21 protein-coding genes and 1 riboswitch are annotated in these 25776 nt (G+C 37.0%); of the genes, 1 reads left to right on the top strand and 20 read right to left on the bottom strand.

Annotated elements, in window-relative coordinates; translation table 11 throughout:
* The first annotated feature begins 13 nt into the window (after positions 1-13).
* Positions 14-1735 (top strand): DUF885 domain-containing protein, encoded by a 1722-nt coding sequence (locus CXF67_RS10690; protein WP_102088731.1) that lies wholly within the window; start codon positions 14-16, stop codon positions 1733-1735.
* 4 nt (positions 1736-1739) lie between these two features.
* Here CXF67_RS10690 and thiD read toward each other — a convergent pair whose 3' ends face one another.
* The 20 genes from thiD to mraZ all read right to left on the bottom strand — a co-directional run bounded on the left by thiD (position 1740) and on the right by mraZ (position 25455).
* Positions 1740-2549, bottom strand: a complete 810-nt coding sequence (gene thiD, locus CXF67_RS10685) for a bifunctional hydroxymethylpyrimidine kinase/phosphomethylpyrimidine kinase (protein WP_102088730.1) — start codon at positions 2547-2549, stop codon at positions 1740-1742.
* 32 nt (positions 2550-2581) lie between these two features.
* Complete coding sequence (locus CXF67_RS10680; RefSeq protein ID WP_102088729.1) at positions 2582-3241, bottom strand: TenA family protein; 660 nt, start codon at positions 3239-3241, stop codon at positions 2582-2584.
* Between the two features lie 48 nt (positions 3242-3289).
* The gene (gene thiM / locus CXF67_RS10675) at positions 3290-4099 is read right to left on the bottom strand and encodes a hydroxyethylthiazole kinase (RefSeq protein WP_102088728.1); all 810 of its coding nucleotides are present in this window, start codon (positions 4097-4099) and stop codon (positions 3290-3292) included.
* A gap of 5 nt (positions 4100-4104) precedes the next feature.
* Positions 4105-4980 carry an ABC transporter substrate-binding protein gene (locus tag CXF67_RS10670; RefSeq protein WP_102088727.1) on the bottom strand — a complete coding sequence of 292 codons (876 nt, stop codon included), beginning with the start codon at positions 4978-4980 and terminating at the stop codon, positions 4105-4107.
* A 1-nt stretch (position 4981) separates the two neighbouring features.
* Positions 4982-5611, bottom strand: a complete 630-nt coding sequence (thiE, locus tag CXF67_RS10665) for a thiamine phosphate synthase (protein WP_102088726.1) — start codon at positions 5609-5611, stop codon at positions 4982-4984.
* A gap of 62 nt (positions 5612-5673) precedes the next feature.
* Positions 5674-5762, bottom strand: a riboswitch (TPP riboswitch).
* Between the two features lie 137 nt (positions 5763-5899).
* Positions 5900-6283, bottom strand: coding sequence for an acyl-CoA thioesterase (locus tag CXF67_RS10660; protein WP_015025380.1), 384 nt, complete (start codon positions 6281-6283; stop codon positions 5900-5902).
* Between the two features lie 314 nt (positions 6284-6597).
* Entirely contained in the window at positions 6598-9963 is a 3366-nt protein-coding gene (locus CXF67_RS10655) for a S8 family serine peptidase (protein WP_102088725.1), read from the bottom strand.
* A gap of 135 nt (positions 9964-10098) precedes the next feature.
* On the bottom strand, positions 10099-11985 hold the full coding sequence (ftsZ, locus tag CXF67_RS10650) for a cell division protein FtsZ (protein ID WP_102088724.1): 1887 nt from the start codon (positions 11983-11985) through the stop codon (positions 10099-10101).
* A 24-nt stretch (positions 11986-12009) separates the two neighbouring features.
* The gene (gene ftsA, locus CXF67_RS10645; protein ID WP_102088723.1) at positions 12010-13392 is read right to left on the bottom strand and encodes a cell division protein FtsA; all 1383 of its coding nucleotides are present in this window, start codon (positions 13390-13392) and stop codon (positions 12010-12012) included.
* 12 nt (positions 13393-13404) lie between these two features.
* Positions 13405-14124: a cell division protein FtsQ/DivIB gene (locus CXF67_RS10640; RefSeq protein WP_102088722.1), complete on the bottom strand. Its 720-nt coding sequence runs from the start codon at positions 14122-14124 to the stop codon at positions 13405-13407.
* A complete protein-coding gene (murC, locus tag CXF67_RS10635; RefSeq protein ID WP_102088721.1) occupies positions 14121-15467 on the bottom strand; it encodes a UDP-N-acetylmuramate--L-alanine ligase in 1347 nt (448 codons plus the stop codon). Before murC ends, CXF67_RS10640 begins: the two co-directional genes overlap by 4 nt.
* Positions 15464-16561: an undecaprenyldiphospho-muramoylpentapeptide beta-N-acetylglucosaminyltransferase gene (gene murG / locus CXF67_RS10630; protein WP_102088720.1), complete on the bottom strand. Its 1098-nt coding sequence runs from the start codon at positions 16559-16561 to the stop codon at positions 15464-15466. Before murG ends, murC begins: the two co-directional genes overlap by 4 nt.
* On the bottom strand, positions 16558-17799 hold the full coding sequence (locus tag CXF67_RS10625; protein ID WP_102088719.1) for an FtsW/RodA/SpoVE family cell cycle protein: 1242 nt from the start codon (positions 17797-17799) through the stop codon (positions 16558-16560). Before CXF67_RS10625 ends, murG begins: the two co-directional genes overlap by 4 nt.
* Positions 17800-17804: 5 nt before the next feature.
* Positions 17805-19148 (bottom strand): UDP-N-acetylmuramoyl-L-alanine--D-glutamate ligase, encoded by a 1344-nt coding sequence (gene murD / locus CXF67_RS10620; RefSeq protein WP_102088718.1) that lies wholly within the window; start codon positions 19146-19148, stop codon positions 17805-17807.
* Entirely contained in the window at positions 19149-20369 is a 1221-nt protein-coding gene (mraY, locus tag CXF67_RS10615) for a phospho-N-acetylmuramoyl-pentapeptide-transferase (protein ID WP_102088717.1), read from the bottom strand.
* Between the two features lie 3 nt (positions 20370-20372).
* On the bottom strand, positions 20373-21836 hold the full coding sequence (locus tag CXF67_RS10610; protein ID WP_102088716.1) for a UDP-N-acetylmuramoyl-L-alanyl-D-glutamate--2,6-diaminopimelate ligase: 1464 nt from the start codon (positions 21834-21836) through the stop codon (positions 20373-20375).
* A complete protein-coding gene (locus tag CXF67_RS10605; RefSeq protein WP_102088715.1) occupies positions 21833-23797 on the bottom strand; it encodes a penicillin-binding protein in 1965 nt (654 codons plus the stop codon). The genes CXF67_RS10610 and CXF67_RS10605 overlap by 4 nt, the downstream gene beginning before the upstream one ends.
* The gene (locus tag CXF67_RS10600; RefSeq protein ID WP_015025368.1) at positions 23794-24102 is read right to left on the bottom strand and encodes an FtsL-like putative cell division protein; all 309 of its coding nucleotides are present in this window, start codon (positions 24100-24102) and stop codon (positions 23794-23796) included. The genes CXF67_RS10605 and CXF67_RS10600 overlap by 4 nt, the downstream gene beginning before the upstream one ends.
* 2 nt (positions 24103-24104) lie before the next feature.
* A complete protein-coding gene (gene rsmH, locus CXF67_RS10595; protein ID WP_102088735.1) occupies positions 24105-25010 on the bottom strand; it encodes a 16S rRNA (cytosine(1402)-N(4))-methyltransferase RsmH in 906 nt (301 codons plus the stop codon).
* Entirely contained in the window at positions 25000-25455 is a 456-nt protein-coding gene (gene mraZ, locus CXF67_RS10590; RefSeq protein ID WP_102088714.1) for a division/cell wall cluster transcriptional repressor MraZ, read from the bottom strand. The genes rsmH and mraZ overlap by 11 nt, the downstream gene beginning before the upstream one ends.
* Between the last annotated feature and the right edge of the window lie 321 nt (positions 25456-25776).

Below are 25776 nucleotides of genomic sequence, written 5' to 3'. Positions count from 1 at the left end.
AAAATAAACATCCATGAAATACATTATATGTTCTATAGTCTACCTTTTAGTGCTGAATTCAGTTAAAAGTCAGACCCCTAATCGGCAATTAGATTCCATCGTTCATACCTATCAAGACCATAAAGGTTATGACCAAAAGACTTATCCCTTGGGTTTATACTCAAAAGCTTACTACCAACAAGAAGCTGATTTTGCCAGTCAACTCCTTACCGATTTAGCTGAAATGGATAACAGTCAACTTTCAGAAACTGAACAGATTTCATTAGAAATGCTAAAGTTTAAGCTTAAGGAAACAGTGGACTTCTATGAGTTTGAAGCCTACTTAAATCCACTACTGTCCGATTCTGGTTTCCATCTTAGTCTATCTTATGAAGTGAGAGACCTAAACACTTATGAGCAAGTGAAAGTTTACCTCAACAAACTCAACGCTATTCCTACATATGTCGACCAACATTTTAAACTTCTGAGACAAGGCTTAAAAAAAGGCATCACCCAACCCCGAGTGATTTTTGAAGGCTATGAGTCGACTTACGACTCTCAAATCGTCAATGAACCTGAAGACAGTTATTTTTTCGAACCTTTTCATAACTTGCCCTCTACTCTATCAGAATCTCAAAAAGACTCTGTGATTCAAGCAGCAAGAACAGCCATAAAGGCCAATGTCATTCCACAATTTAGACGTATTAAGAGCTTTTTTGAAACGGACTATTTCCCCACTACTAAAACCACTTTAGGGGTCTCAGAAGGACCTCAAGGCAAAGCCTACTATCAAAATCGGTTAAATTACTATACAACCTTGGATCTAACCGCTGAAGACATTCATCAAATTGGTTTGGATGAGGTGGCGAGAATCCATTCAGAAATGAAAGCTATCATAACTAACCTAGGTTTTGAGGGGAGCTTTGAAGAGTTCATCCAATTCCTTAGAACCGATGAGCAGTTTTATGCTAAAACTGGAGAAGATCTTTTAAAAGAAGCCCGTGATATAGCCAAACGTATCGATGCCAAGCTCCCAGCCTATTTCAAGACTTTACCTAGAAAACCCTATGGTGTCTCTAAAGTCCCCGATGCCATTGCTCCTAAATATACCACAGGCCGCTATATCGGCGCTTCTAATGACACTCAGCCGGGGTATTATTGGGTCAACACTTACAACTTACCCAACCGACCTTTATATGTCTTACCGTCCTTAACTGCTCACGAAGCAGTCCCTGGACATCATTTACAAAACGCCCTTAATGCAGAGCTTGGCGATAGCATCCCTGATTTTAGAAAAAACATGTACTTATCCGCCTATGGAGAAGGCTGGGGATTGTACTCTGAGTTTCTTGCTGAAGAAATGGGGATTTATACCACCGCCTATGAGCGATTTGGAAAATTGACTTACGAGCAATGGCGTGCTTGTCGTTTAGTTATAGACACGGGCATTCATGCCATGGGATGGACTCGAGAGCAAGCTGTAAACTATTTCACCAAAGAGACAGCCCTTTCGTTACACAATATAAATACCGAAGTAGATCGCTATATTTCATGGCCTGGACAAGCCGTTTCTTATAAGATTGGTGAGATCAAAATTCGTGAATTACGAGCGAAAGCTGAAAAAATACTTGGCAGTGGCTTTGATATCCGTGAGTTTCATGAAGTTATTCTTGAGCAAGGAGTTGTCACCCTTCCTATTTTAGAACAACGCGTTACCACATATATTGATAAAAATAAAAAGTTAACTCAAAATTAAAAAATTAGTCTCCCAACTTATAAAAATGATGAATTGGACCTGAGCCTTTCCCTAATTTATAATCACCACCCGCTTCGATAGCCTGGTAAATAAATGTTTTTGCTTTTTGAGAAGCGTCTTCTAAACTAAAACCTTGAGCCAAATAACTTGCCAATGCAGAGGATAGACTACACCCTGTACCATGTGTATTTTTGGTTGTAATTCTTGGGGAGCTCAATTTTGTTATCTGTTTTGTTTTTACATTGAACAAAATATCGACAGATTTATCACCTTTTAGGTGTCCGGCTTTAAGTAAAACAGAGACCTTAAACTTTTCGGCCAGAGCTTTTGCATACTCTGAAAACTCCGTAGAATCTTTAATAGTTTCACCTAGTAGAAGCTCCATTTCGGGAACATTTGGAGTCATCACTTCTGCCTGGGGTATTATTTGATGCATCAAGGCCTGTATGGCATCTTCCTGAAGCAAACGATCTCCAGACGTAGCTACCATAACAGGATCTATAACGATATGTTTTGGTTTATAATGTTGAAGATGTTTTGCAACTTCTTCGATAACCTCTTTAGAATGAAGCATCCCTATTTTTACGGCGTCTGCTCCAATATCGTCCATCACCGCTGTAAATTGGTTGGCTATCATCTGAGGAGAAACGCCTTCAATGGCGTTTACACCAAGGGTATTCTGGGCTGTAATAGCAGTAATTACTGTGGCAGAATAAGCTCCGCAAGCTCCAGCCGACTTGATATCAGCTTGTATGCCTGCACCACCTCCAGAGTCACTTCCTGCTATGATTAAAAGCTTTGGGTAAGTTTTCATTTTTAGTCATTTATTATTGATGGTTTTTTAACTCAAACTGGCCATTTTTCCTTGCGATAAGCACTATCCCAAAACATCCATTCCAGTTGTGCAGTCTTCAGAAAAGCTTGTGTCATTTCGCCTCTTACTTTAGACGTGGTATTTTCAGCATAATACTCTGTAATTTCAATAGCGCGATCAACAGACTTTGAAAAATCCTCACCGCCATAGGTATCCATCCACTTTTGGTAAGGATTATTATTTGTGTTGGCAATTGACAGCAAATAATCTCCGACTTCTTTATAAATCCAGAAACAAGGCAAAACAGCAGATAAGCTCACCTCTATAGAATCGTACTGATAAACTTCAGTAAGAAAACCAGTATACAAGCTACAAGTTGGAGATTTCTCTGGTGCCTTAAATCCTTTCAATTGACTTATAAATTCTTTGTGCAAATCTTTTTCAACTTCAATAGTTCCATTCGCAAAACTCATATAATCCAACGAATGATCAGGATCTTTTAATTGGGTAGCAATATTGCCTAATACCTTCCCGTAAATAGATAGATAAAAAGCGTCTTGGTGCATATAAAAATGAAATTGTTCAGCACTTAAAGTTCCTTCACTTAACTCTTTAATGAACGCATGATTTTTAATTTGGTTCATTAATGGATGTACTAAATCCGTTGTTTTCGAAAACCATTTATAGTTCATAATTTATTTATTTTTGATAGTTGACTAATCGCATGGTATTATACCAATTTAAACAAATTCAATCTTGGATTTATCTCTCAAAATGGTGTCATTGAGATTATATATTTCATCGATAAGAAATACTCTAAAACTCCCAGGGTAACCCCCTCTGTTTTGCTGGGCAGCATGTTCACCAGCTATTCCCATGCTTAAGAAACTCGCTATACATGAGACTAATAAATTTTCCTTATTGGCTCCGCAAAAACCAGCAGTAAGAGCCCCAAGCATACACCCAGCCCCTGTGACTTTAGTTAACATGTCATCGCCATTATGAACAAGTGCCGTTGTTTCTCCATCAGTTATAATATCGATTTTGCCTGAAGCTGCAACAATACATTTCCAATCTTTAGCTAGTTGTTGACAAACTTCTACGCCATCCTCACCCTTATCTAAGGAATCCACTCCACGCACTTGAGTTTTTACGCCTGCTAAAGATTTGATCTCGCCAAGATTGCCTTTAATAATATCTACCTTACCAAAAGATCTCAACTTATTTATAAAATCAATTCGTCTTGGGATAGCTGCACAACCTACTGGATCCAAAACCAAGGGTATGTTCAGCTCATCTGCTGCTTTAACAGCTTGTAGCATAGCTAGCTCTTGCTCTTTGGTTAAGGTTCCTATATTTAGGTAAACAGCGTTGGCAAGCTTTGTAAAATCATAAGCTTCATCTGCAGATTCGCACATGGCTGGCGATGCACCAATGCTCAACAATATATTAGCACAATCGTTTATAGTCACATAATTGGTAATGGCCTCTACAAGTGGAGTTTTGGATCTTAAATTGGATAATTGACTGTAAATTTGTTTTTCTAACATAAATTTTAATTTAAAAATGCTTTTTTGAATTTATCTTCACTTAAATCTGTAATGCCGATCTCATTAAAGAACTTCAAAATAGGAAGTTCTTTTTCCGATAAAGATTCAAAGTTTTTGCTAAAACATTTGGTTGTCGCTTTCAAAATATCGTCCATCAAGGGAGTTGATTCTTCTTTTGTATACGCATAGTAAATATCATAAGCTTCCTCTGGGCTTGTTTCAATAAATTGAATAGCCTCTTGGATAGCTTCTACGAATGCATTTACTTTTTCTTTATTTTTTTGATAATATGATTTTGAGGTGAAAAGATCTAAAGCACAAAAGTTAGCAAACCCAGCCGAATCCGCGTCCATATGGATGACATCCATATTTTCATACTGAGCTTCAATACCTTCAAAATTGTAAAAATACAGCCATCCTGCATCTGCACCTTCTTTTATGTGTTTGATAAGGTAGAAATCCTTAGCAACAAATTCAACCTGTGAAGGCTTGATGTTTACGCCTTTTTTAGCAGCATAACGCTTTATAATTTCGAGGCCAATGCCATTGGTTTTATCATTGGAAACTGGAGTGGCAACTTGGATTTTCTCACCTTTCTTTAAGGCCTCAAAAGAAGTTGTTTTCATGATAACACCACCTTTGGTTTCAAAATAAGTTCCAAGAGAAAGAAATTCTATATGGTATTGCTCAATTAAATGCAAAGGTTCGTTAGTCGCGAATTCTATATTTCCTTCAATGAGATCTTGAAGACCGTCATAGTGGTCTGTTGGTACTATCAATTCAAAATCGCTGATTCCATTTTTTTTCAAAAACCCCTTTTCTTCGGCAACGATTATTGGCAGGTGGTCCGGGTTTAAGAACCATTCGATGGCTAGTTTCATTTTATTCTGATTTTGAGATGAGTTTGTTTAATTCTGTGACCGTTTGTCTTATACTTTCAGATTCAAAAATGTCACTTACCAAAGCATATAAATCCGGTTGAAAATCAACAATTTCATTGATGTTTTTACGATTGATTCCCCCTATAACACAAATCGGGACGTTGAGTTCTGCTTTAGCTTTGGAAATAACGTCTTTGCTAACCACATCGGCTTTAGGCTTAGTTTTGGAGGGATAAATAGCCCCAAATGCCACATAATCGGCTCCATCAGCTACCGCTTGTTTTGCGCGTTCTATATCGCCATAGCAGGACACTCCAATAAGCATTTTTTCTCCAACTTCTTCTCGAGTTTCTTTGACGGTCTGGTCTCTAAAACCGACATGAACGCCATCAGCACCTATTTTTTTGGCTAATTGCACTCTGTCATTTATAAAAAAAGTCGCATTTTTTTGAGCACACAAATCTTGTAGAGATTTAGCAATAGGTTCTAGTTCTTGGTCTGTAGAGGACTTATCTCTAAGTTGTATGACTTTTGCTCCTGCCTCCAAGGCTTCTTCTACCTGTTTTACAATGGTAGATTTTGGAGTTAATACTTCGTCTGTAACGGCATAAATGCCTTGTAATGATTTCATTTTTGTATAAAATTAAAAAAACCGCTTCATGTGTATACACGAAACGGTTTATTGATTTTTTTTCAATTTTTGTTTCGTTTTCCTACGCTGATATTACTCAGTTCAGGTTCTAGGATATACTCTCAGCCTTTCGGCACTCCTAACGATTATATAAAAGTAAATAATGTAAGTTAACTTCCGCCCTTCAGCTGTTCTAAATCTCTGGATTTTACATTAATTTTAAGATAAAGCCTGAGCTAAGTAGTGTGAAGCGCTAATTTTTAACGGAAATAAAATCAAAAAAACCTTCTAAATAACTTTGACAGGATTTTTGTCTTCATCTATAGCCACAAAGGTGAATTCTCCAGTCACAGCTTTTTCTCTAAATTCTGTATACATCTCTTCTACAAAAATATCTACCCTAACTTTCAGGCTTGTATTGCCAACATAAGTGACAAGTCCTACTAGTTCTATTATTGTTCCAGCTGGTATTGGTTTTTTAAAATCAATTTTATCACTACTTACAGTCACCATACGTTGTCTACTAAACCTAGTGGCTGTTATAAAGGCGGTCTCGTCCATGGATTGCATGGCAGTTCCTCCAAATAGGGTATCGTAATGATTTGTAGTGTTTGGAAAAACAGCTTTAAAAATGACAGTCTTTGAATTTTCAATCCGCTCTTGAATGGTCATATATTTCAATTATGGTGCAAAGGTAGTTTTTTTACAAACTTAGTTTAATACCAAACTAAATTTATAATGTCGTATAAATAAATTGAATTATACTCCAACGTGGCTCAACACAGGTTGATTGATTGAAGTTAAAAAATATATAAAACCTTAATTATAGTCATTATTTTTGATAAAAAACAGGAGAAAAAGAGACTATTTATGGCGACAGCATAGGTTTAATTTGGCATAATCCATTTAAGTTAAATTTATTTCCTATAAAACAAAACCCCCACATCATTAGATGCAGGGGTTATCACTAATTAAATTATATAGTTTTATTCCTTAATAAATCTTTTGGTCATCGTGTCTTTTCCTGAAGACATCCTTAAGAAATAATTACCTGCGGATAAAGACGATACATCAATCGCCGTATTTAAACCATTAGGTATTAAAGATATAAGAAGTTTTCCTTGAATATCAAAAACAGTCACTTTATCAATGGTTAATGGCGTATTTCCAAGCTCTAGAAACAAGGTCTGTTGAGCAGGATTTGGGTATAGTGCTACTTTGAGAGTCTCAAATACATTTGAACTTAATGTACAGGCTGAGGTAGGATCTAACAATGTAATACTAACTGTTACTTGAGTTTGATTAGCATTAGTATCAATTACTGTATAGGTCACGTCTACCACTTCATTTTCAGGATCGTAATCATCACAGTTGAAATCAACTTGACTTAACTCCTGAGTTGCAATACCACAATTATCGATTGAACCCCCATCTACATCCTCTAGGCTAAGTGTTGCATTACCGTCCTCATCTAATTCTAAAACAATATTCTCTTTCAATAGTATTTCTGGATTTTGAGTATCCTCAATAATGATATCTTGAGTTTGAATACTTATATTACCAGTACTGTCTTCAAATTCCCATGTCACCATAGTACTTTCTAAAATAGGAAATTCTAGACTCATTGTGCCCTGAATTTCAGCTGCATCGCAATTGTCTTCTGAGGTTGGCGCAACAAGCTCCACTACTTCACATTGAGCGACAACATCTTCTAAAACTGCCTGAGTTGGAACGGGCGCTTCATTATCACCAAAAGTGACAGTTACGGAAAGACGGTCTTGGCTTTCACATTCACCTTCTAAGCTAGCAGCATAAAGTGTTTCTCCGCTAGAAATTAGGTAGTCTGCTGCTAGAGCAGTTCCATTACTTTCTTGTGTATACCAAACAACAGTTGCTGCATCTACTTCTAATTCGTCTAATAATGGAACGGAGCAGAAATCTTGCTCTGCTTCGCCCTCTGGTACAAGTACATTACAAGTTCCAGCAGGTAACAGAATTACTGAGTAATCTTCAACCTCTCCCCATACGAAAGATTCGCAAGATGATGGTAAACCATTATATTTCATAGAAACTCGCATTCTTAAGTTTTCTCCTTCTATGGACCCTTCAGGGACTGTAAAAGTTGAACTCACCTCTGGACTTGTTGAAGGCGCACTTGATAAAACTAATTCTCCATCATCCGTAAAATCTCCATTCAGATTAAAATCTATCCAAACATTAATTCCTTCGCCAAAGATTGTTCCCGACCAATCGGGATTAACTGTAATTGTATACGATTCTGCTACTATAAGGTCTGTGGAAAAATTTGTAAAATCTGTATAACCTGATCCAGCTCCAGATTCGTTATCTAAAGTATGTAATCTTACTCTGGCAATGTGCTCATCGGTCGTTGTCTCGCCTGCAGAATTACAATACTCTAAAACAAATTCTTCAGTTGTGAATGTTATAATTTCAGAATAGTCCGATGTGGTATTTTCAGTTAAACACTGAGTACGAATTTGAACTTCATACGTCGTTAATTCTGTAAGACCCTCCAAATTAATGGAATTGGTTTGTAAACTACTTTCTATCCAATCTGTGGTGCCTTCTTCTCTGTATCTGAAATCAAACTCGCCGCCTGGAGCATTATCCCATAATAAAGAGGCAGATTCTGAATCTATGCCACCTACGGTAATTCCAGATGGAGGCACAGCTTCACAAACTATAGGTTCAGAATTTAAGCCCGTTACAATCAAGGTGAAATTTTGTTGCCCATTGGTTAAGTTTCCTTTATGAGTAACTGTAATTGTATACGTTCCTGTTGCATTTTCAATATCCACTCTTTCAAATGGATCTCTTGTATTGTTCCCCTTTTCATTGGTGTTGACGCCGGTTAATCTCCAAGGAAGATACTCGGTTCCAGTTTGTTCTAAGGATATATCAAGATCGTTTACCAATCGCGCTTCATCAGAATTGACTTCTGTTGTTTCTTCACCAGCAGGATCTGTCCAAGAAATAGAAGCTAAAAGTGCGTCCACATCATTACTTTCCACTTCTAAGGTATACGTTTGACCAGGGAGTAGAGACAAATCATTGATGATTACACCATTATCTTTTTGACTCAAACTTTCAGCAGCTCTTTTAGAATTCATTAACCCCCAGCCAAATATTGCATCAGGACCCTCCAAACCAGCATCATCAGCAGTGTGAAGGATTAGACCTTTAAGTGTGGCAGATCTCATATAGTTACCGAAAAGATGATTAGCATGTTGTTGTAGCAATAATGCACTTCCCGTAACATTTGGAGAAGCCATAGAGGTCCCTGAAATAGTGTTATAGGCTGTATCTCCAGAAGCATAAGTCGAAAAAACACCACTACCATTGCCCGTGATATCTGGTTTTATTCTAAGGTCATCTGTAGGACCTTGACTACTAAAAGAGCTTATAGAAACTGAAATCAATTCTCCCTCATCGGTGACATTTGCATCATTTGCACTTGCAACGACCAAATTGTTTTTCGCTGTAGAATGTCCAGTTAATTTATCGTAGCTAGGATTACTGGGATCCAATGGAGATCCATTCCATGAGCTAGTACCATCGTTTCCAGCAGCAACAACCATCAAATAATAAGGTGCATTATAATGAATTATATCCCAATTTCTGGATTCCCCAATGTACCCCCCAAAATAATAGTCTGGTAAATTGTCTGGTCTAAATCCATAGGAGTGATTAGAAACCAGCATACCCTGAGCAGCAGCGGCAGTAGCTTCACTTTTATCGTTGTTCCATTTATAACCCTCAACTTTGCCCTGCGGAGCCATTCCCTTTGCATTTGGAACCACACCAGAAGCCATGATAGTCCCAGTGACATGGGCAGCATGAAAATTTAGATCTAAACCCTCTGAAGCTACATCCATTATTGTAACTCTACTGTTCCCTGAGGTTTGGTATTCTTGGTGGGTCACTCTAGCATGACCACCATCCCAAACATGAGCCGTCATATCTTGCCCATCTAAGTTAAAGCCGGTTGAGCCGTTAATATTTAAATGATTTGTCCTCGTTGAACGAGAAGCATCTACATTATAAGTCTGATAATAAATAGGAGTCCCTTTTTCATCAAATCTTTGGAGTTCTGCATAGCTTCCATCTTTTAGCGTAAGAGAAATCTCTAAATTTCTTCGTTTAGCTTGGTCTAAAACCGATTGTTTTTGGGAGGTAAATACCTCACCAAAATCGATTGAAAGTTGATTTAATAAAGAGGTGTTATATTTAGAAGTAATTCTTTGTTTTTGATCTTCCGTTTGAGAAAAAGAAACTAAACTGATAGAAACAGTAAGACTAAACATCAAAAGCTTGAGGTAATTTGATTTCATGTTTTTTTGTTAATTAATTAAAAATCGCAAAATAGCAAATAACACTCTATTAACATTAGCAAAAACGTTAATTTTTAAGCAAAAAAAGGGCTAACATATATGTTAGCCCTTTTTAATACTAAGATATTTTTACTTTTAGTCTACGTTATCATGAAGAAAAGAATTGTTGGATCTAAAGTTCAAATTGTCTTTATCACCTTCAACACTTGTTCTTGACAAACCTTTTCCTTGAGATTGATTATGATTTAGTTCGATACCTGCACGTTTGTAGGCTGGCTGCTTTTCTATCTCATCGATATTGTTGGTGTTCCTAAATTTATAATTAAACTGCTTCATTTTAGCTTTGCGTTCTGCAGCTCTTGAAGCAAGTTCAGACAAAGGCGTATTCATTGGATCCACCTCATCGCTATCGCCCTTGGGTTCAAACGATCTTGATGGGCTTACAGTTCGCTTTGAAAAATTAATCTCATCAGACTCGTTTGCATTTTTAACCTCATTCCCTTTCTGAGGTTTTGAAGACGGTTTGTAATCCTCCTCCTCTTTCATGAATTCACTAAGATCATACTTCTTAATATTGCGATTTGTTTTTTCATGATAGGACTTAACTTCTTCAGCTTCGTTCACTTCAATATCCCGTGATGATTTAGCTGATCTGCCTGAAGGACTTTCGTCTTCATGATTAGAAAAGTCAAAATTTAGCATTCCTTCTGAAGCATTGTCATCTTCAGAATTAGGCTCTTCCAAAATTTCCAAATCTTCTTCGTTTGCATTAACAATTTCAAAGTCTACGTCTAAGTTGTTTACATCTACTTTGTTTTTGTTGTCATCGACTTCCTCCTTATTATTGTCAAAATTCAATTCATGAACTACTCTGGACTTTTTGATGTTCGATTCGCTTCTATTTGCTGTTGGTCTAGATTGGGGGGCGTCTAGTGGTTTCTTTTTAAACCTCCCAGTAGATAAATTTTGCTCTATTCGCTGATCGTCTTCTAGCGTATGAATGATTTTTTTGGTTTCTGTATTGACAATTTCATCTTGTTGCTCAGTGTCGAACCCAGTGGCAATGACAGTGACTGAGATGGAGTCTTCTAAACTTGGATCGTCACCTACTCCCATGATGATGTTGGCACTATTCCCAGCCTCCGCTTGTATATGATCATTAATTTCTCCAATCTCATCCAAGGTAATTTCATCTGTTCCAGAAACGATAAGTAATAAGACATTTTTCGCTCCTTTAATTTTGTTATCGTTTAATAAAGGGGAGTCTAGTGCTTTCTCTATTGCAGTTTGTGATCTATTTGCTCCAGAAGCTTCAGCAGATCCCATAATGGCTGTTCCGCTGTTACTAAGAACTGTTTTAGCATCACGCAAGTCAATATTCTGCGTATAGTGATGTGTAATAACTTCCGCTATTCCTCGAGATGCTGTGGCTAAAACTTCGTCTGCTTTAGAAAACCCAGATTTAAAGCCTAGATTTCCGTAGACTTCTCTTAATTTATTATTATTAATAACGATTAAAGAGTCTACATTGCTCCTTAATTCTTCAACGCCAAGTTGAGCCTGCTCATTTCGAGTGCGACCTTCAAACTGAAAAGGAATAGTAACGATACCAACCGTAAGAATATCCATTTCTTTTGCAAGTCTAGCAATAACTGGAGCAGCACCAGTGCCTGTTCCACCACCCATTCCTGCCGTGATAAATACCATTTTGGTATTTGAGCTCAATAAGCCTTTTAGATCTTCCCTGCTTTCTTCAGCAGCCTGTTTACCAATATCTGGGTTTGCTCCTGCCCCAAGTCCCTCTGTTAAGTTGACACCCAACTGTATTTTTGTTGGAACGGGGCTATTCTCTAAAGCCTGAGAATCTGTATTACAAACGACAAAATCGACGCCTTTAATACCTTGACTAAACATATGGTTGATGGCATTTGAGCCACCACCACCTACTCCAATCACTTTGATCACATTGGACTGGTTCTTGGGGAGATCGAATGAAATATTTTCGAATTCTGGTTTACTCATAATTAATTTATTTTGGTTGGTATACTACTCTGCGTTGTCTAAAAATTCTTTTAATTTATCAAACCATTTCTCAACAACATTTCTACTTGGTCGTGCTGGTTGCTTAGGTTGTTCTGGAATGGATGGCTCTTCATGAGACTCCTCTTTAGCCTCTGCATTATCATCCGCAGCCGTCTCTTCAGGTTGTTCTGCATTGGCTCCTAGGTGTTCTTCTTCAGCCAATTCTCGCTCTTCTTTTTCAAACACCTTACGTTCTAGCCCATCCATGACTAGACCTACTGCTGTAGCATAAAGTGGACTCGCAATTTCTTTCTCCGTTTCACCAGCCAAATATTCGTTAGGAAAACCTACCCTAGTATCCATCCCTGTGACATATTCTACTAACTGCTTTAGGTGTTTCAATTGAGCGCCTCCACCTGTGATTACTATCCCTGCGATTAACTTTTTCTTTTGTTCCTCGTGACCGTAATTCTTTATTTCAAGATAAACTTGGTCGATAATTTCTACAGCTCTGTAGTGAATTACTTTAGACAAATTCTTCAACGATATTTCTTTAGGATCTCTTCCTCTCAATCCAGGAATCGAAACAATTTCATTTTCTTTATTTTCACCAGGCCAAGCAGATCCAAATTTCACTTTTAGCAGTTCAGCTTGTTTTTCAATAATAGAACAGCCTTCTTTGATATCTTCTGTAATGGCATTACCTCCAAGAGGAATAACAGCAGTATGCCTTATAATACCATCTTTAAAAATGGCTAGATCTGTTGTTCCTCCTCCTATATCTATAAGAGCTACACCAGCTTCTTTTTCTTCTTGACTTAAGACTGAATTGGCCGATGCCAATGGCTCCAAAGTCATACCGTTGAGCTCCAAACCTGAATTTTTTACACAACGACCAATATTCCTTATTGATGAAATTTGACCAACTACCACGTGAAAGTTAGCTTCTAGACGGCCTCCGGACATTCCACGGGGCTCCATAATTTCAGACTGCCCATCAACTTTATATTCCTGGGGTAACACGTGAATAATCTCTTCTCCAGGAAGCATCACAAGTTTGTGGACTTGACTACACAAATTGTCGATATCTTCATCTTCTATCACTTCTTCTACATCATTTCTAGTGATGTAATCGCTATGCTGTAAACTTCTAATATGCTGCCCAGCGATACCCACAGTGACCCCTTGGACTTCAATTCCAGAATTGGCTTCAGCTTGTTGAATCGCCTGCTGGATGGACTGTATAGTTTGAGTAATATTATTGACAACTCCGCGATGCACCCCCAAACTTTTGGTTCTCCCAATGCCTAGAATCTCTACTTTACCATATTCGTTTTTGCGACCAATCATTGCTACAATCTTTGTAGTTCCAATGTCTAAGCCTACTGCAATGTTATCTTCTTCCATCTGTGTAGATTATTACTTTATTGTGCATACCACTTGGTTACCAAATTGCAAATCTATGCGTTTATAGTCGTCTAATTTATTGTACTCCAAAGCTTTTAAATAAAAAACTTTATAGTTTGTCAACTTTTTATCAAGGTAAGAAATCTGACCAAAATTGACAAGAAATTCTCTGTCTCTAACGTTTAATACGTAGTGATTTTTAGATTTTTTTCGGATTGCAATAATATGTTTTTTAAAAAAATCATCCCCCTGAATTTTCATTAAAAGTGGATAAATTTCTTTTAAATCTTTTGGCTGAATACCATAGACCATAGGGACTCTAGAGGAATAGTTTTTAGACAAAGGCATAGCGTGTCCTTCTGAGTCCAAATAATAAAAATCTTTGTCTTTAATCCTCGCAATAGGTTCTCTCTGAAAGATCTTCGCAGAAAGTTTCCCATCCAAACTGTAGTAAGCTTCAGATGATTTAATCATTTCATTAGCATCCAAGGCGCTTTCAAAAATCGCAAGTCTTTTTTCATCCATCAACGAATCTCCATTGGCAGTTATCATATCCTTTAAGATCTGCTCTATTTCTACTTCAGTAATAAACAGTTTGGAAGCATCCATAAATTCTACCTGTAGTGATTTTACCGGTTTTGATTTTTGACGATGATTGGCAAAACCAACCAAAAAGAAGAGGACCCCTACTATCAAAATCAATCTCATACTATGCAAGTTGAATATTTTCATTTTAATAGTTTTGAGATTTTTGATGCTTCTACTCCTATGTCTCCAGCTCCTAGCAAAACTATAACTTCTTCGCTAGCATTTTTAATTCTATTCTGTATATCATTTTTTAAAATAAGTTGCTTTTTAGAATGATCGATCAACTCCAATAAATATTTAGAAGTAATACCTTCAATAGGTTCTTCTCTTGCTGGATAAATATCTAAAAGATTTACCTCATCAAATTGAGCTAAGCTTTTCGCAAACTCATCTGCAAAATCTTTAGTTCTGGAAAAAAGATGAGGCTGAAAAATGACCACAGATTTCTTTTCAGGATGCATTTCTGAAATAGCTTGATGCACAGCGTCAATTTCTTTAGGATGATGAGCATAATCATCGATCACTATTAAAAGATCTGATTTATATAAATAATTAAAACGCCTTTGTACGCCTTCAAAACTAGCCAAGGCTTTGGCAAAGCGACCTGCATAGCTAGGTTTGAAATCGATAGCTAAGCACAAAGCTGCTGCTGCATTGAAGAGGTTATGATGACCTGGAAGTGAAAATTGAATATCCTTAAGGGTGACATCCTTAGACTCAAAATTAAACCTATAGCTACCGTTTTCTATGTTGATATGTTGGATGCTATAGTCGGCAGAATCATTTACAGCTATAGATTGGGCCTGCATATCTAAAGTCGCATTCGCATAAAGATGACCTTTAGGGACCAAATTTGAAAATTCTTGAAATGCTAAAGTCAAACTTTCACTTGTTCCATAAATATCTAAATGATCTGCATCCAAAGAAGTGATCACAGCCGCAGAGGGATGTAATTGAAGGAAAGACCTGTCAAATTCATCTGCTTCTATAACGACTACCTCTTCTCCATCTCCTATGTAATTGGTCTTATAATTTTTGAGAATGCCTCCACAAAATGCGGTTAGCTTGATCTGGTTAGCTTTTAAAATATGAGCTAATATCGCTGAAGTTGTTGTTTTACCATGAGTTCCAGCAACGGCAAGAGTTGGTAAATTTTTGGTGATTTCACCTAGAATAAAAGCTCGCTTATACATGTCAAAACCATAAACTTTGAAATAATTAAACAGAGTGGAATTTGAAGAAATGGCAGGTGTAAACACCACTAAAGTTGACTCCTGAGGAAGGGTTTTCAATACGTTCTCTTTGATATCTTGCTGATAATATACCTCAATACCTTCTTCTTTAAGAGTTTGAGTGAGTTCGGTTTTGGTCTTATCGTAACCTAATACCTGCAATTCTTTTTGGTTGAAATATCTAGCCAATGCACTCATCCCGATACCTCCGATACCGATAAAAAAAATGTGTGTATAGTGTTGTATTGGCTTCATTTACTTTTATTTTCTATGCGTTCAATTTGGTCTACAATGGTCTTTGTCGCATTGGGTTTTGCTAATTTCAAAATATTTTGAGATAGCTTAACTTGAAGCTGTTCACTAGAGATTAAATCTTTAAATACAGATTCAAAATGCTTTTCCAAATCACTTTCTTTTAGCATTATCGCCGCCTCTTTATCTTCTATAGATTTCGCATTTTTAGTTTGATGGTCTTCAGCTACATTTGGCGAAGGAATAAAGATCACAGGCTTTCCTGCTAAACTCAATTCACTCACGGCACCTGCACCAGCTCTTGAAATAATGACATCTGCAGAAGCGTAGGCCAAGTCCATTTTAGAGATAAATTTTTCAACCTTTACAGTGTTGGAATTTAGAGAGGTGTAGCGATCAAAATAGATCTTACCACATTGCCAGATCACTTGAAGATCTTCCGCTTTAAATAACTCCAACCGACTCGATATAAACTCATTGATTCTTTGAGAACCTAAACTCCCTCCTATCACTAGAAGTGTTTTTTTTGAGGGATCAAGTTGAAAGTGCTGTAGTCCCAAGTCCCTCTTGTTTGTGATATCCAGCAAATCCTTTCGAACTGGATTTCCTGAAAAAATAAGTTTTTGTTTTGGGAAAAAACGATCCATCCTTTCGTAAGCCACACAAATAGAATCAGCTTGGCCAGCTAACCATTTATTGGTTACTCCAGCATACGCATTTTGCTCTTGAATAAGGGTTGGAATTTTTAATAGTGAAGCCGTTTTTAGTAGTGGTCCACTAGCAAATCCTCCAGTTCCTATCACGACATTAGGCTTAAACGCTTTGATCAAAGCTCTAGATTTCAACATGGAATTAATCAGCTTTAAAGGAAACAAAAGGTTACCAAGACTTAGTTTCCGCTGAATCCCCGATATCCAAAGTCCCTCAATTTTGAAACCTGCTTCAGGAACTTTAGCCATTTCCATTTTTCCTTTAGCTCCAACAAATAAAAACTCGGCATCTGAAAATCTAAATTTTAATTCTTCTGCAATAGCGATAGCCGGATAGATATGTCCACCCGTTCCTCCTCCTGAAATCATGTATCGCTTCGCACTCATATCGTTTCGCTTAAGACTTCTAACGGGTTTTCTATCGCTTGATTATCTTCTCTCTCCTTCTCTTTGGCTTCAGCTATTGATCTAACTTCGTTATTAGCACTTACGCTAATGACAATCCCTAGAGATAAGCACGTCATCCAAATGGATGTTCCTCCACTCCCCACCAGTGGTAAGGTTTGACCTGTAACTGGTAAAAACTCAACCGCTACGGCTATGTTTACAAAAGCCTGAAAAATAATAGGAATACCCGCAGCAATCACCAATAACCTGCCGTAGGCTGTTTCTGATTTTGTAACAATAATAGCTATTCTATATAGCATAAATAAGTAAGCTAAGATGACTCCTATTCCACCTACCATTCCCATTTCTTCTACTATAATGGCATAAATAAAATCTGAAGAGGATTGTGGTAAAAAATTACGCTGCACACTTTTACCAATACCATTTCCAGTAATCCCTCCAGTCGCAATGGCTATTTTGGCCTTCTCGACTTGATATTGTTCTTTGGTTTGTTCGTCTTGGGTAAATGTTTCAATTCGACTTATCCATGTATCTACTCTATTTGGAAATAAATCTGGAAAAGCTTTGGCGGTAAGTCCAAATAAAACCAAACTAAGCATCCCAATACCAACAATAGCCCCTGTATATTTCATGGTATAACCTCCTACAAAAGTGAGGATTAAAACTATAAAAAAAATAATAGCGGCTGTTGATAAATTTGCAGGTAAAATAAGTCCTACCACTAAAAATACGGGAACCCACAGCGGGAGGATCGTTTCTTTAAAGGTGTATTCGGTATCTTTAATTTTTGACAAATACCTCGCGACATAAATCAGTAAAACCACTGAAGCTAAAGTTGAAGTCTGGAAGGAGAAGTTAACAATAGGGACTTGTATCCAACGACTTGCATTAGCTCCCTGCATCGTTGTTCCTTGTAGAAGGGTCACAATTAATAATATAATAACAATAGGTAAAAGAATAATAGACAAGCCTCTGAAATAGTGATAAGGTATTTTATGGGTGGCATACAGGATTGAAAATCCTAATACCAAATGGATAAAATGTTTGACCAAATAAGCAAAGGTACTTCCACTCGCTCCGTTGAGATAGGCTAAGTTACTAGAAGCACTGTACACAGGAATGAAGGAGAATATAGCTAAAAGCGCAGCCACGGACCATAACATCCTATCGCCTTTAATACTTTTCAAAAAACCTGTTAGTCCTTGGCTTGTAGACATTTTGTTTATTTTTTTAGGTATTGAATCGCTTCTTTAAACTGTCTTCCTCTGTCTTCGTAATTTTCAAATAGATCAAAACTAGCACAGGCAGGAGATAAAAGCACTGCATCATTATCCTCTGTCAATTCATAAGCTTTTGCAACAGCATCAGACATGTTTGAAGATTCTATGATTGTATCTACACAATTGCTAAAGGAATTGTATATTTTCTGATTGTCTATTCCTAAGCATACAATAGCTTTTACTTTTTCATTGACTAGAGGTAGTAATTCTTCATAGACATTACCCTTATCTACTCCTCCAACAATCCAAACTGTAGGTGCTGTCATACTATCCAAAGCATAAAAAGTAGCATTAATATTGGTCGCTTTAGAATCATTAATAAAGGCTACCTTATTTATTTTTCCTAATTGCTCCAACCTGTGTTCGACACCCTGAAAGCTTTCCATACTTTCTCGGATAGTCTGCTTTCTTATTTTTAATAATCTTGCTGCCGTTGATGCCGCCATTGCATTTCTAGTATTGTGGTCCCCTTTTACAGATAAATCATTAACAGACATAGTAAATAAGTTACGGTTAAGTTTTATATTTATTTTATTATCCTCTATAAAAGCCGAGAGGTCAGCAATTATCCTAGTCTTGGTAAAAGGGATTAACTGCGCTTTTACTGTATTTTTTTCTAGCCAATTCACAATCACCTTATCATCTTTATTGTAAATAAGGAAATCATCTTTAGTTTGATTTTTTGTGATTTTGAATTTTGCCTGAATATATTCTTGGAAATTGTCATGATAACGATCTAAATGATCTGGTGTAATACTGGTTAAAATAGCAATGTGAGGTCTAAAATCTTCTACACCGTCCAACTGAAAACTACTCAACTCTAAAACATAATTATGAAAACTTTGCCTAGCTACCTGTTCAGCAAAACTAAACCCTACATTCCCAGCCATGGACACAGATAAACCTGCATTCTTTAATATATGATACACCATATTGGTCACTGTGGTTTTCCCATTGGAGCCTGTAATCCCAATAATATTAGCCCCTGTAAACCAAGATGCAAATTCAATTTCTGAGACTATCTTTATTCCGCTTTCACGAAGATTTTTGATCACCTCAAGATCATCTGAAATACCGGGGCTTTTTACAATAAGATCTGCCTCTTGTAATCTAGAAACAGTATGCCCCCCTTCTTCAAAGTCGATGTCCTCTTTTTGGAGTTTGGCTCTAAATTTTGGCTTTAGCTTTGAAAAATCAGACAAAAACACATCATAGGATTTATCTTTTCCCAGAATGGCTGCGCCTACTCCACTTTCTCCTCCCCCTATAACAATCAGCTTATCCATTTATCGAATTTTTAGGGTTACAATAGTCATTACAGCAAGTAAAATCCCAATAATCCAAAATCTAACAGCAATTTTTGACTCGTGGAATCCTAGCTTTTGGTAATGATGGTGCAATGGTGACATTAAAAATATGCGTCGGCCTTGTCCAGTTCTTTTCTTTGTGTATTTGAACCAACCCACTTGGAGAATGACAGATAAATTTTCAATAAAGAAAATTCCACACAGGATGGGAATGAGTAATTCTTTACGGGTTGCAATAGCTATTACAGCTATAATCCCTCCAATGGTTAAACTCCCTGTGTCACCCATAAATACTTGAGCGGGATAAGTATTGTACCATAGAAAACCTACTAAAGCTCCAGCAAAAGCGGCAATAAAAACAGTCATCTCTCCTGATCTAGGAATGTTCATGACATTCAAATAATCAGAGAAAAAAACATTTCCAGAGACCCAAGCAAAAATACCTAGGGTAAGGACTATGATCGCAGAAGTCCCTGCTGCAAGTCCATCAATTCCATCCGTCAAATTAGCACCGTTGGAAACAGCAGTCACAATAAAAATGACAACAGGAATGAAAATAAGCCATGCATAGCTTTTGGCGCCTTCACTTATCCAAGAGATTGCTCTAGTATAGTCCAACTCGTTATTCTTGAAAAAAGGAATAGTCGTTGTTGTAGATTTCTCTTCTGGCGAAGTCTCAGAAATCATTTGAACATTATTTGTCGTCGTTACTTTATTATCTGATCGAACTGTAACATCAGGATGAAAATACATCACTGCCCCAACGAATATCCCTAAACCGATCTGCCCAACAATTTTAAATTTCCCTTCTAAACCTTCTTTATTTTTTTTAGAGATTTTAATATAATCATCCAAAAACCCAATAACTCCCATCCAGACGGTGGTAACAATAAGTAGGATGACATAAATATTATTCAACTGAGCCAATAATAATACGGGAATAAGAGTAGACATAATTATGATAAGTCCACCCATTGTAGGTGTACCAGCCTTTTCCTTTTGACCCTTCAGGCCAAGCTCTCTAACGCTCTCTCCTATTTGCTTTCTCTGGAGAAAAAGGATGATACGCTTACCGAAAATCATAGAAATTAAAAGTGACAGAATGATCGCAAATGCAGCTCTAAAGGAGATATATTGAAACAAGCGGGCGCCAGGCAAATCATAATTGTTTTCTAAGAATTCAAATAAATAATAAAGCATATCTTATTTGTTAAGTTGATCTAATAGCTCTTTTACAATTTTTAAATCATCAAAATCTGATCGTACCCCATTAATTTCTTGATAGGTTTCATGACCTTTTCCTGCGATTAAAATAATGTCCCTTTGTTGTGCCAGAATACAAGCTGTCTTTATGGCCTGTTGTCTAGAGGTTATACTCAACGTCTTGGAAACATCTTGAGGCTCTACTCCTTTCTCAATATCTTTTATGATAGAGTCTGGATCTTCTGTACGTGGATTGTCGCTAGTCAAAATCACTTTTGTACTCAAATTCCCTGCAATTTTGCCCATAAGAGGACGCTTAGAGGTATCGCGATCTCCACCACAACCCATTACAGTAATTAGCTCTTCACTTCTTGATCGTATATCATTGGTAGTCTGAAGTACATTTTGCAAAGCATCGGGCGTGTGAGCGTAATCCACAATCACATGTATACCCGATGAAGACAAATGATGTTGGTATCTCCCCTCCACGGGTTTCAACTGACTTAAGTTCTGAAGATTCTCGATATCTTTAACTTCAAGTAAGTCTGCGACTGCATAAACAGCCAACAAATTATAAGCATTAAAATCTCCAATAAACCTTGACCAAACTTCTGTGCCGTTGATATTCAACTTTAACCCAGAAAAGCTTTTTTCTAAAATCTTTACTTTGTAATCTGTTAGGTTTTTAACTCCATAACCAAAGGTTTTTGCTTTTGTATTTTGGAGCATGTAATTTCCATTTTTATCATCTACATTGGTCAAAGCAAATCCTTTTTTAGACAACTGATCAAAAAATCTCTTCTTAACATCTCTGTATTTTGCAAACGTCTTGTGATAATCTAAGTGATCTTGAGATAAGTTAGTAAAAACCCCTCCTTCAAAATTGAGGCCTAAAGTCCTGTGTTGAGCAATCCCATGAGAACTCACTTCCATAAAGCAAAATTCTACCCCAACTTCGTTCATTTCTTTTAAATAAGAATTGATAGTTAAGGAGTCTGGAGTTGTAAGCTTTGTTGAATAATCTTTGTCATCTACTTTGATAACTACCGTTGAAATCAATCCTACTTTATAGCCTAAAACCTTAAACATCTGATATAACAAAGAACACACAGTCGTTTTACCATTTGTTCCAGTCACCCCAATAAGCTTCAAATTAGCAGAAGGATTATCATAATAATTGGAGGCCATTACGGCCAACGCCTCTCGGCAATCTTTTACTTGTATATAAGACACCTCTGGAATAACTTCAGAAGGTAATTCTTCACAAACAACTACATTAGCACCTCTAGCGACTGCCGCTTCTATAAAAGCATGACCATCTGCAGTTTCACCTTTTATAGCTACAAATACATCTTGAACTGAAATTAATCGGCTATCAAAATGGATTTTTTTGACACCTACAGCTGTAGACCCCGTTACAGATTCTATCGCCACCTTATATAATATGTCTTTTAAAACTCTCAACTTGAAATCAGATTTATACGTTGGTTATTAGAAATTTTAGTTCCTTTTTTTATCGATTGCTTTATAACTTTTCCTTGTCCTATTAAATTGACTTGCAACCCTAAATTCTCCAAAATAGAAACCGCATCCATAGCTGGGTAACCAGTTAAATCTGGCATTATAGTTTTATATTTTCGAGAGGTTTCAAAGTATTTTTCATAAGTAGAAGAGGCATAATTGGAAGGGATAGCTTCCCTAAGCATCTCATCTTTAAGAGGAGTATCAATAAAAATCTTTTGAGCAATCTTTTCAAAAACAGGGGCAGCTACAGTGCTTCCATAATAGCCGAGTTTAGGATTTGGTTTATGAATAACCACTACACAAGAATAGGTAGGAGCATCTGCAGGAAAATAACCCACAAAGGATGAAACATAACGCCCAGACTCAATCCAATATTCTGTTTGACAGGTTCCTGTCTTTCCTGCCATAGAAAAGTTGGGGTTGTAAATAGTGCTTCCCGTTCCCTTTTCCACAACTTTTTTCATCATGGCTTGAAGTTTTTTTGCAGTTTCCTTAGAGCAAATACTCTCTTCTAAAATAGGCTCTACATAGGATTCAACTAGTGTGTTTTTATCTCTGACTTCTTTTATAAATTTTGGTTTTATCTTTACACCATCATTGGCGATAGCGTTATAAAACGTGAGGATTTGCAAAGATGTTAAAGAAACCCCATAACCAAAAGACATCCAAGGCAAGGTGGTTCCATACCAATTAGAATCTTCAGGATGTGGAATTGTGGGTTGACCTTCACCTTTAATTCTTAAACCTATCTTTTCATTAAGGCCCATATTGTAGAGGCGATTTACAAATCGCTCTGGATTATCTTTATAATTAGCATAAATCATTTTAGCAAAAGCCGTATTAGAAGAAACCTCAAAAGCTTTTGCAGCTGAGATCTTTCCATAACCACCGCGTTTTGAATCGTAAACTTTTCGATCAAAAAACTGAACTACCCCTTTTTCAGTATCAAAAACAGTACTGGTATCGATCACTCTATCCTCTAAGGCTACCGCCATACTCATCAACTTAAAAATAGAACCTGGCTCATGAGGCTCATATACAGCATAATTGAGTTTCTCGTAATACTTAGTTGAGTTTTTAATTCGACCTAAATTTGAAATCGCCTTAATCTCTCCTGTTTTGGTCTCCATCACCACGACACTTCCATGATCAGCTTCAAACTTTTCCAACTGTGCTAGTAAGGCATGATGCGCAACATCCTGAATATTTACATCTATCGTAGAAACAACATCATACCCGTCTTCTGGCTCAACCTCGTTGACATCACTTATTGGTTTCCATTGTCCTTTAGCGATTTTCTGTTTTAAGCGGTGACCTTGTTTCCCCTTTAAGTATTCATCAAAAGCGCCTTCAAGACCAACGTTTCCGAAACCTACGGTTCGTTCACCAATTTTGCCTAACGGATTTTCACGAACTGTAGATTGCTCGGCGATAAATCCACCCTTGTAAGGGCCTAGGTTAAATAAAGGAAATTCTCTTATCTTGATATAATCTGAATAATCGAGTTGCCTGACAATTAAGACATATCTGTTTTTTATAACACGTGCTCTTTTAAATTTTCGAAGATAATCGTCCTTAGAACCTTTTAGCATTTTCGATAATTCTGAAGCTAAAGCTGAAGCATACTTTTGGAAATTGGCTTCAGAAACAGTAACAGCGTCAAATCTAATATCGTATTTAGGAACCGATGTAGCCAGCAAGTTCATATTGGTATCATAGAGATTCCCTCGGTTGGGTTCGATGTTGAAATTTCTAAACACGGTTTGCTGAGCGATATCCTTATACTTCTGCCCTTCAACGATTTGAATATCAAATAATTTGTATCCCATCCCCATAAACACAAGGGCGAGTAAAGCCGCAATAATGTAAAACCGCCTTAAAATGCTTCTATCTGTTGTCATTTTATGGTGATTTTATATGGACGCTTATCGGACAATCCTATGGAACGCTTCTCCATTTTTTTAGCTACGTTGGATTCCATTTTCTTTTGCATCACCGTTTTACGTGTGTCTACAAATTCGCTTCTTAACTCTTTAAGTTGCTGATTGAGTTCTGCAACTTGATACACTTTTCGTTCTGCACTGTGTGAACTCGCAATCATAATGATAGCCAGCAGAGCACAAAACACAATGAAAACCCAATGGTTAAAAGCACCATCGCTTACCAAAAACTTCCCTTTTAGAATATCTGCTAAACCCGTTTTCATCTTTATAATTTTTCTCCAATTCTTAATTTTGCACTTCTAGACCTCTTGTTTTTCTGTAATTCTGCTGCGCCTGGAGTTATCATTTTCCCCACTTTTTTAAAAGGCACCAGCATATTTCCATAAAAGTCTTTTTCGGGGGCACCAGAAAACTTCCCATCCCTTACAAATCGCTTTACCAACCGGTCTTCTAAAGAGTGATACGAAATAAGGCTTAACTTCCCTCCTTTGGTTATCAATTCTGAAGTTTGAAGTAAAAATTCTTTTAAAGCCTCCATTTCCTGATTCACTTCAATACGGATAGCTTGGTAAACCTGTGCTAAAAATTTGTTCACCTTAGTCGGTGGAAAAAAAGGCGTTAATAAATCATTTAAATCCTTTGTAGATTTAATAGGCTCAATTATTCTTCTCTCAACGATGGCTTTAGCAAGTTTCCGAGACATTTTGATTTCGCCATACTGCCAGATAAGTTGAGCTAATTGCTCTTGGGAATAAGTGTTTAGCAATTCTGAAGCGCCCAAGCCCGTGTTTTGATCCATTCTCATATCTAATTCAGCTTCAAACCGAATGGAAAATCCGCGCTCACCTTTATCAAATTGATGTGAAGAGACCCCAAAATCCCCTAAAATTCCGTCAACTTCATTCACTCCTTCTAGCCTTAAAAAGCGCTTTATAAATCTGAAATTAGCTGGAATTAAGGTAAACCTCGGATCATCTATACTATTTTCTTGGGCATCTTGGTCTTGATCAAAAGCAAAAAGTCGCCCTTTTTCCCCAAGTCGAGATAAAATCTCAGCTGAATGACCACCACCTCCAAAGGTCACATCTACATAAGTCCCTTCGGGCTTTATAGACATGCCATCAACGCTTTCTTTAAGCAAAACAGGTAAGTGGTACGCTCTATTGGTCATTATCATTTCCCATTACATCTTCAGCTAATTCTGAAAATCCTTCAGAATCGCTTATGACTGATTCATATTTATCCTTATTCCAAATTTCCACGATATTTATCGCAGAAGAAACCACGATCTCTTTCTCAATTCCAGCAAAGCCAATGAGGTCTTTTGGAATCAACACTCTTCCATTGGTATCCACCTCTATTACCCTCACACCCGCTGAAAATTTTCTTATAAAATCGTTGTTCTTTTTGATGAATCTATTTAATCCGTTCATTTTGTCCATGAGCAAATTCCATTGGCTCATTGGATACAACTCTAGACAAGGCTGAAACACAGATCGTTTCAAAACAAAGCCCTCTTCGAGAGTAGGGAGCATCTGCTTTTTCAGCGAAGACGGTAGCATAAGTCGGCCTTTTGTGTCAACTTTGCATTCGTATGTACCTATGAGGTTGTTCATAACACATTAGGTTTCAATTTCAAATGTATTGAAATTTTTACCATATTTTACCACTTTCTACCACATTGTGGATAACTTTTTCCTAAAGAAGGCTTTAAGAGTTGTTGAAATACCTATTCACTAGTGGTTTCAGACATTCATGATTTGGCTAAATTGCTGTAGATAAAGCAAATAATTCTAAAAAATCGCTTGATTTGGGCTTAAAACGGCATATTCAACTTCGATAAAACGTCTTTAAAGAGCTTATTTTCATAGAATTAGATTAAACTAGTACAAGTCCTAAAATCAGTGCCCCTTTCTTATTCAAATATCTTTATATTT

It is taken from the genome of Psychroflexus sp. MES1-P1E (assembly GCF_002836055.1).
In the GTDB taxonomy this organism is placed as follows: domain Bacteria; phylum Bacteroidota; class Bacteroidia; order Flavobacteriales; family Flavobacteriaceae; genus Psychroflexus.
Note: the sequence above shows the minus strand (reverse complement) of the source record. Positions and strands in the feature narration are given on the sequence as shown.

What these genes read in the sequence shown, in the direction of transcription:
- CXF67_RS10690 (WP_102088731.1), top strand. Translation starts at nt 14, where the DNA reads ATGAAATACATTATATGTTCTATAGTCTACCTTTTAGTGCTGAATTCA.
- CXF67_RS10605 (WP_102088715.1), bottom strand. Translation starts at nt 23,797, where the DNA reads ATGACAACAGATAGAAGCATTTTAAGGCGGTTTTACATTATTGCGGCT.
- rsmH (WP_102088735.1), bottom strand. Translation starts at nt 25,010, where the DNA reads ATGACCAATAGAGCGTACCACTTACCTGTTTTGCTTAAAGAAAGCGTT.
- thiE (WP_102088726.1), bottom strand. Translation starts at nt 5,611, where the DNA reads ATGAAATCATTACAAGGCATTTATGCCGTTACAGACGAAGTATTAACT.
- murD (WP_102088718.1), bottom strand. Translation starts at nt 19,148, where the DNA reads ATGGATAAGCTGATTGTTATAGGGGGAGGAGAAAGTGGAGTAGGCGCA.
- CXF67_RS10625 (WP_102088719.1), bottom strand. Translation starts at nt 17,799, where the DNA reads ATGTCTACAAGCCAAGGACTAACAGGTTTTTTGAAAAGTATTAAAGGC.
- ftsZ (WP_102088724.1), bottom strand. Translation starts at nt 11,985, where the DNA reads ATGAGTAAACCAGAATTCGAAAATATTTCATTCGATCTCCCCAAGAAC.
- mraZ (WP_102088714.1), bottom strand. Translation starts at nt 25,455, where the DNA reads ATGAACAACCTCATAGGTACATACGAATGCAAAGTTGACACAAAAGGC.
- thiD (WP_102088730.1), bottom strand. Translation starts at nt 2,549, where the DNA reads ATGAAAACTTACCCAAAGCTTTTAATCATAGCAGGAAGTGACTCTGGA.
- CXF67_RS10680 (WP_102088729.1), bottom strand. Translation starts at nt 3,241, where the DNA reads ATGAACTATAAATGGTTTTCGAAAACAACGGATTTAGTACATCCATTA.
- CXF67_RS10655 (WP_102088725.1), bottom strand. Translation starts at nt 9,963, where the DNA reads ATGAAATCAAATTACCTCAAGCTTTTGATGTTTAGTCTTACTGTTTCT.
- ftsA (WP_102088723.1), bottom strand. Translation starts at nt 13,392, where the DNA reads ATGGAAGAAGATAACATTGCAGTAGGCTTAGACATTGGAACTACAAAG.
- thiM (WP_102088728.1), bottom strand. Translation starts at nt 4,099, where the DNA reads ATGTTAGAAAAACAAATTTACAGTCAATTATCCAATTTAAGATCCAAA.
- CXF67_RS10600 (WP_015025368.1), bottom strand. Translation starts at nt 24,102, where the DNA reads ATGAAAACGGGTTTAGCAGATATTCTAAAAGGGAAGTTTTTGGTAAGC.
- mraY (WP_102088717.1), bottom strand. Translation starts at nt 20,369, where the DNA reads ATGCTTTATTATTTATTTGAATTCTTAGAAAACAATTATGATTTGCCT.
- CXF67_RS10640 (WP_102088722.1), bottom strand. Translation starts at nt 14,124, where the DNA reads ATGAAAATATTCAACTTGCATAGTATGAGATTGATTTTGATAGTAGGG.
- murG (WP_102088720.1), bottom strand. Translation starts at nt 16,561, where the DNA reads ATGAGTGCGAAGCGATACATGATTTCAGGAGGAGGAACGGGTGGACAT.
- CXF67_RS10670 (WP_102088727.1), bottom strand. Translation starts at nt 4,980, where the DNA reads ATGAAACTAGCCATCGAATGGTTCTTAAACCCGGACCACCTGCCAATA.
- CXF67_RS10660 (WP_015025380.1), bottom strand. Translation starts at nt 6,283, where the DNA reads ATGACCATTCAAGAGCGGATTGAAAATTCAAAGACTGTCATTTTTAAA.
- murC (WP_102088721.1), bottom strand. Translation starts at nt 15,467, where the DNA reads ATGAAGCCAATACAACACTATACACACATTTTTTTTATCGGTATCGGA.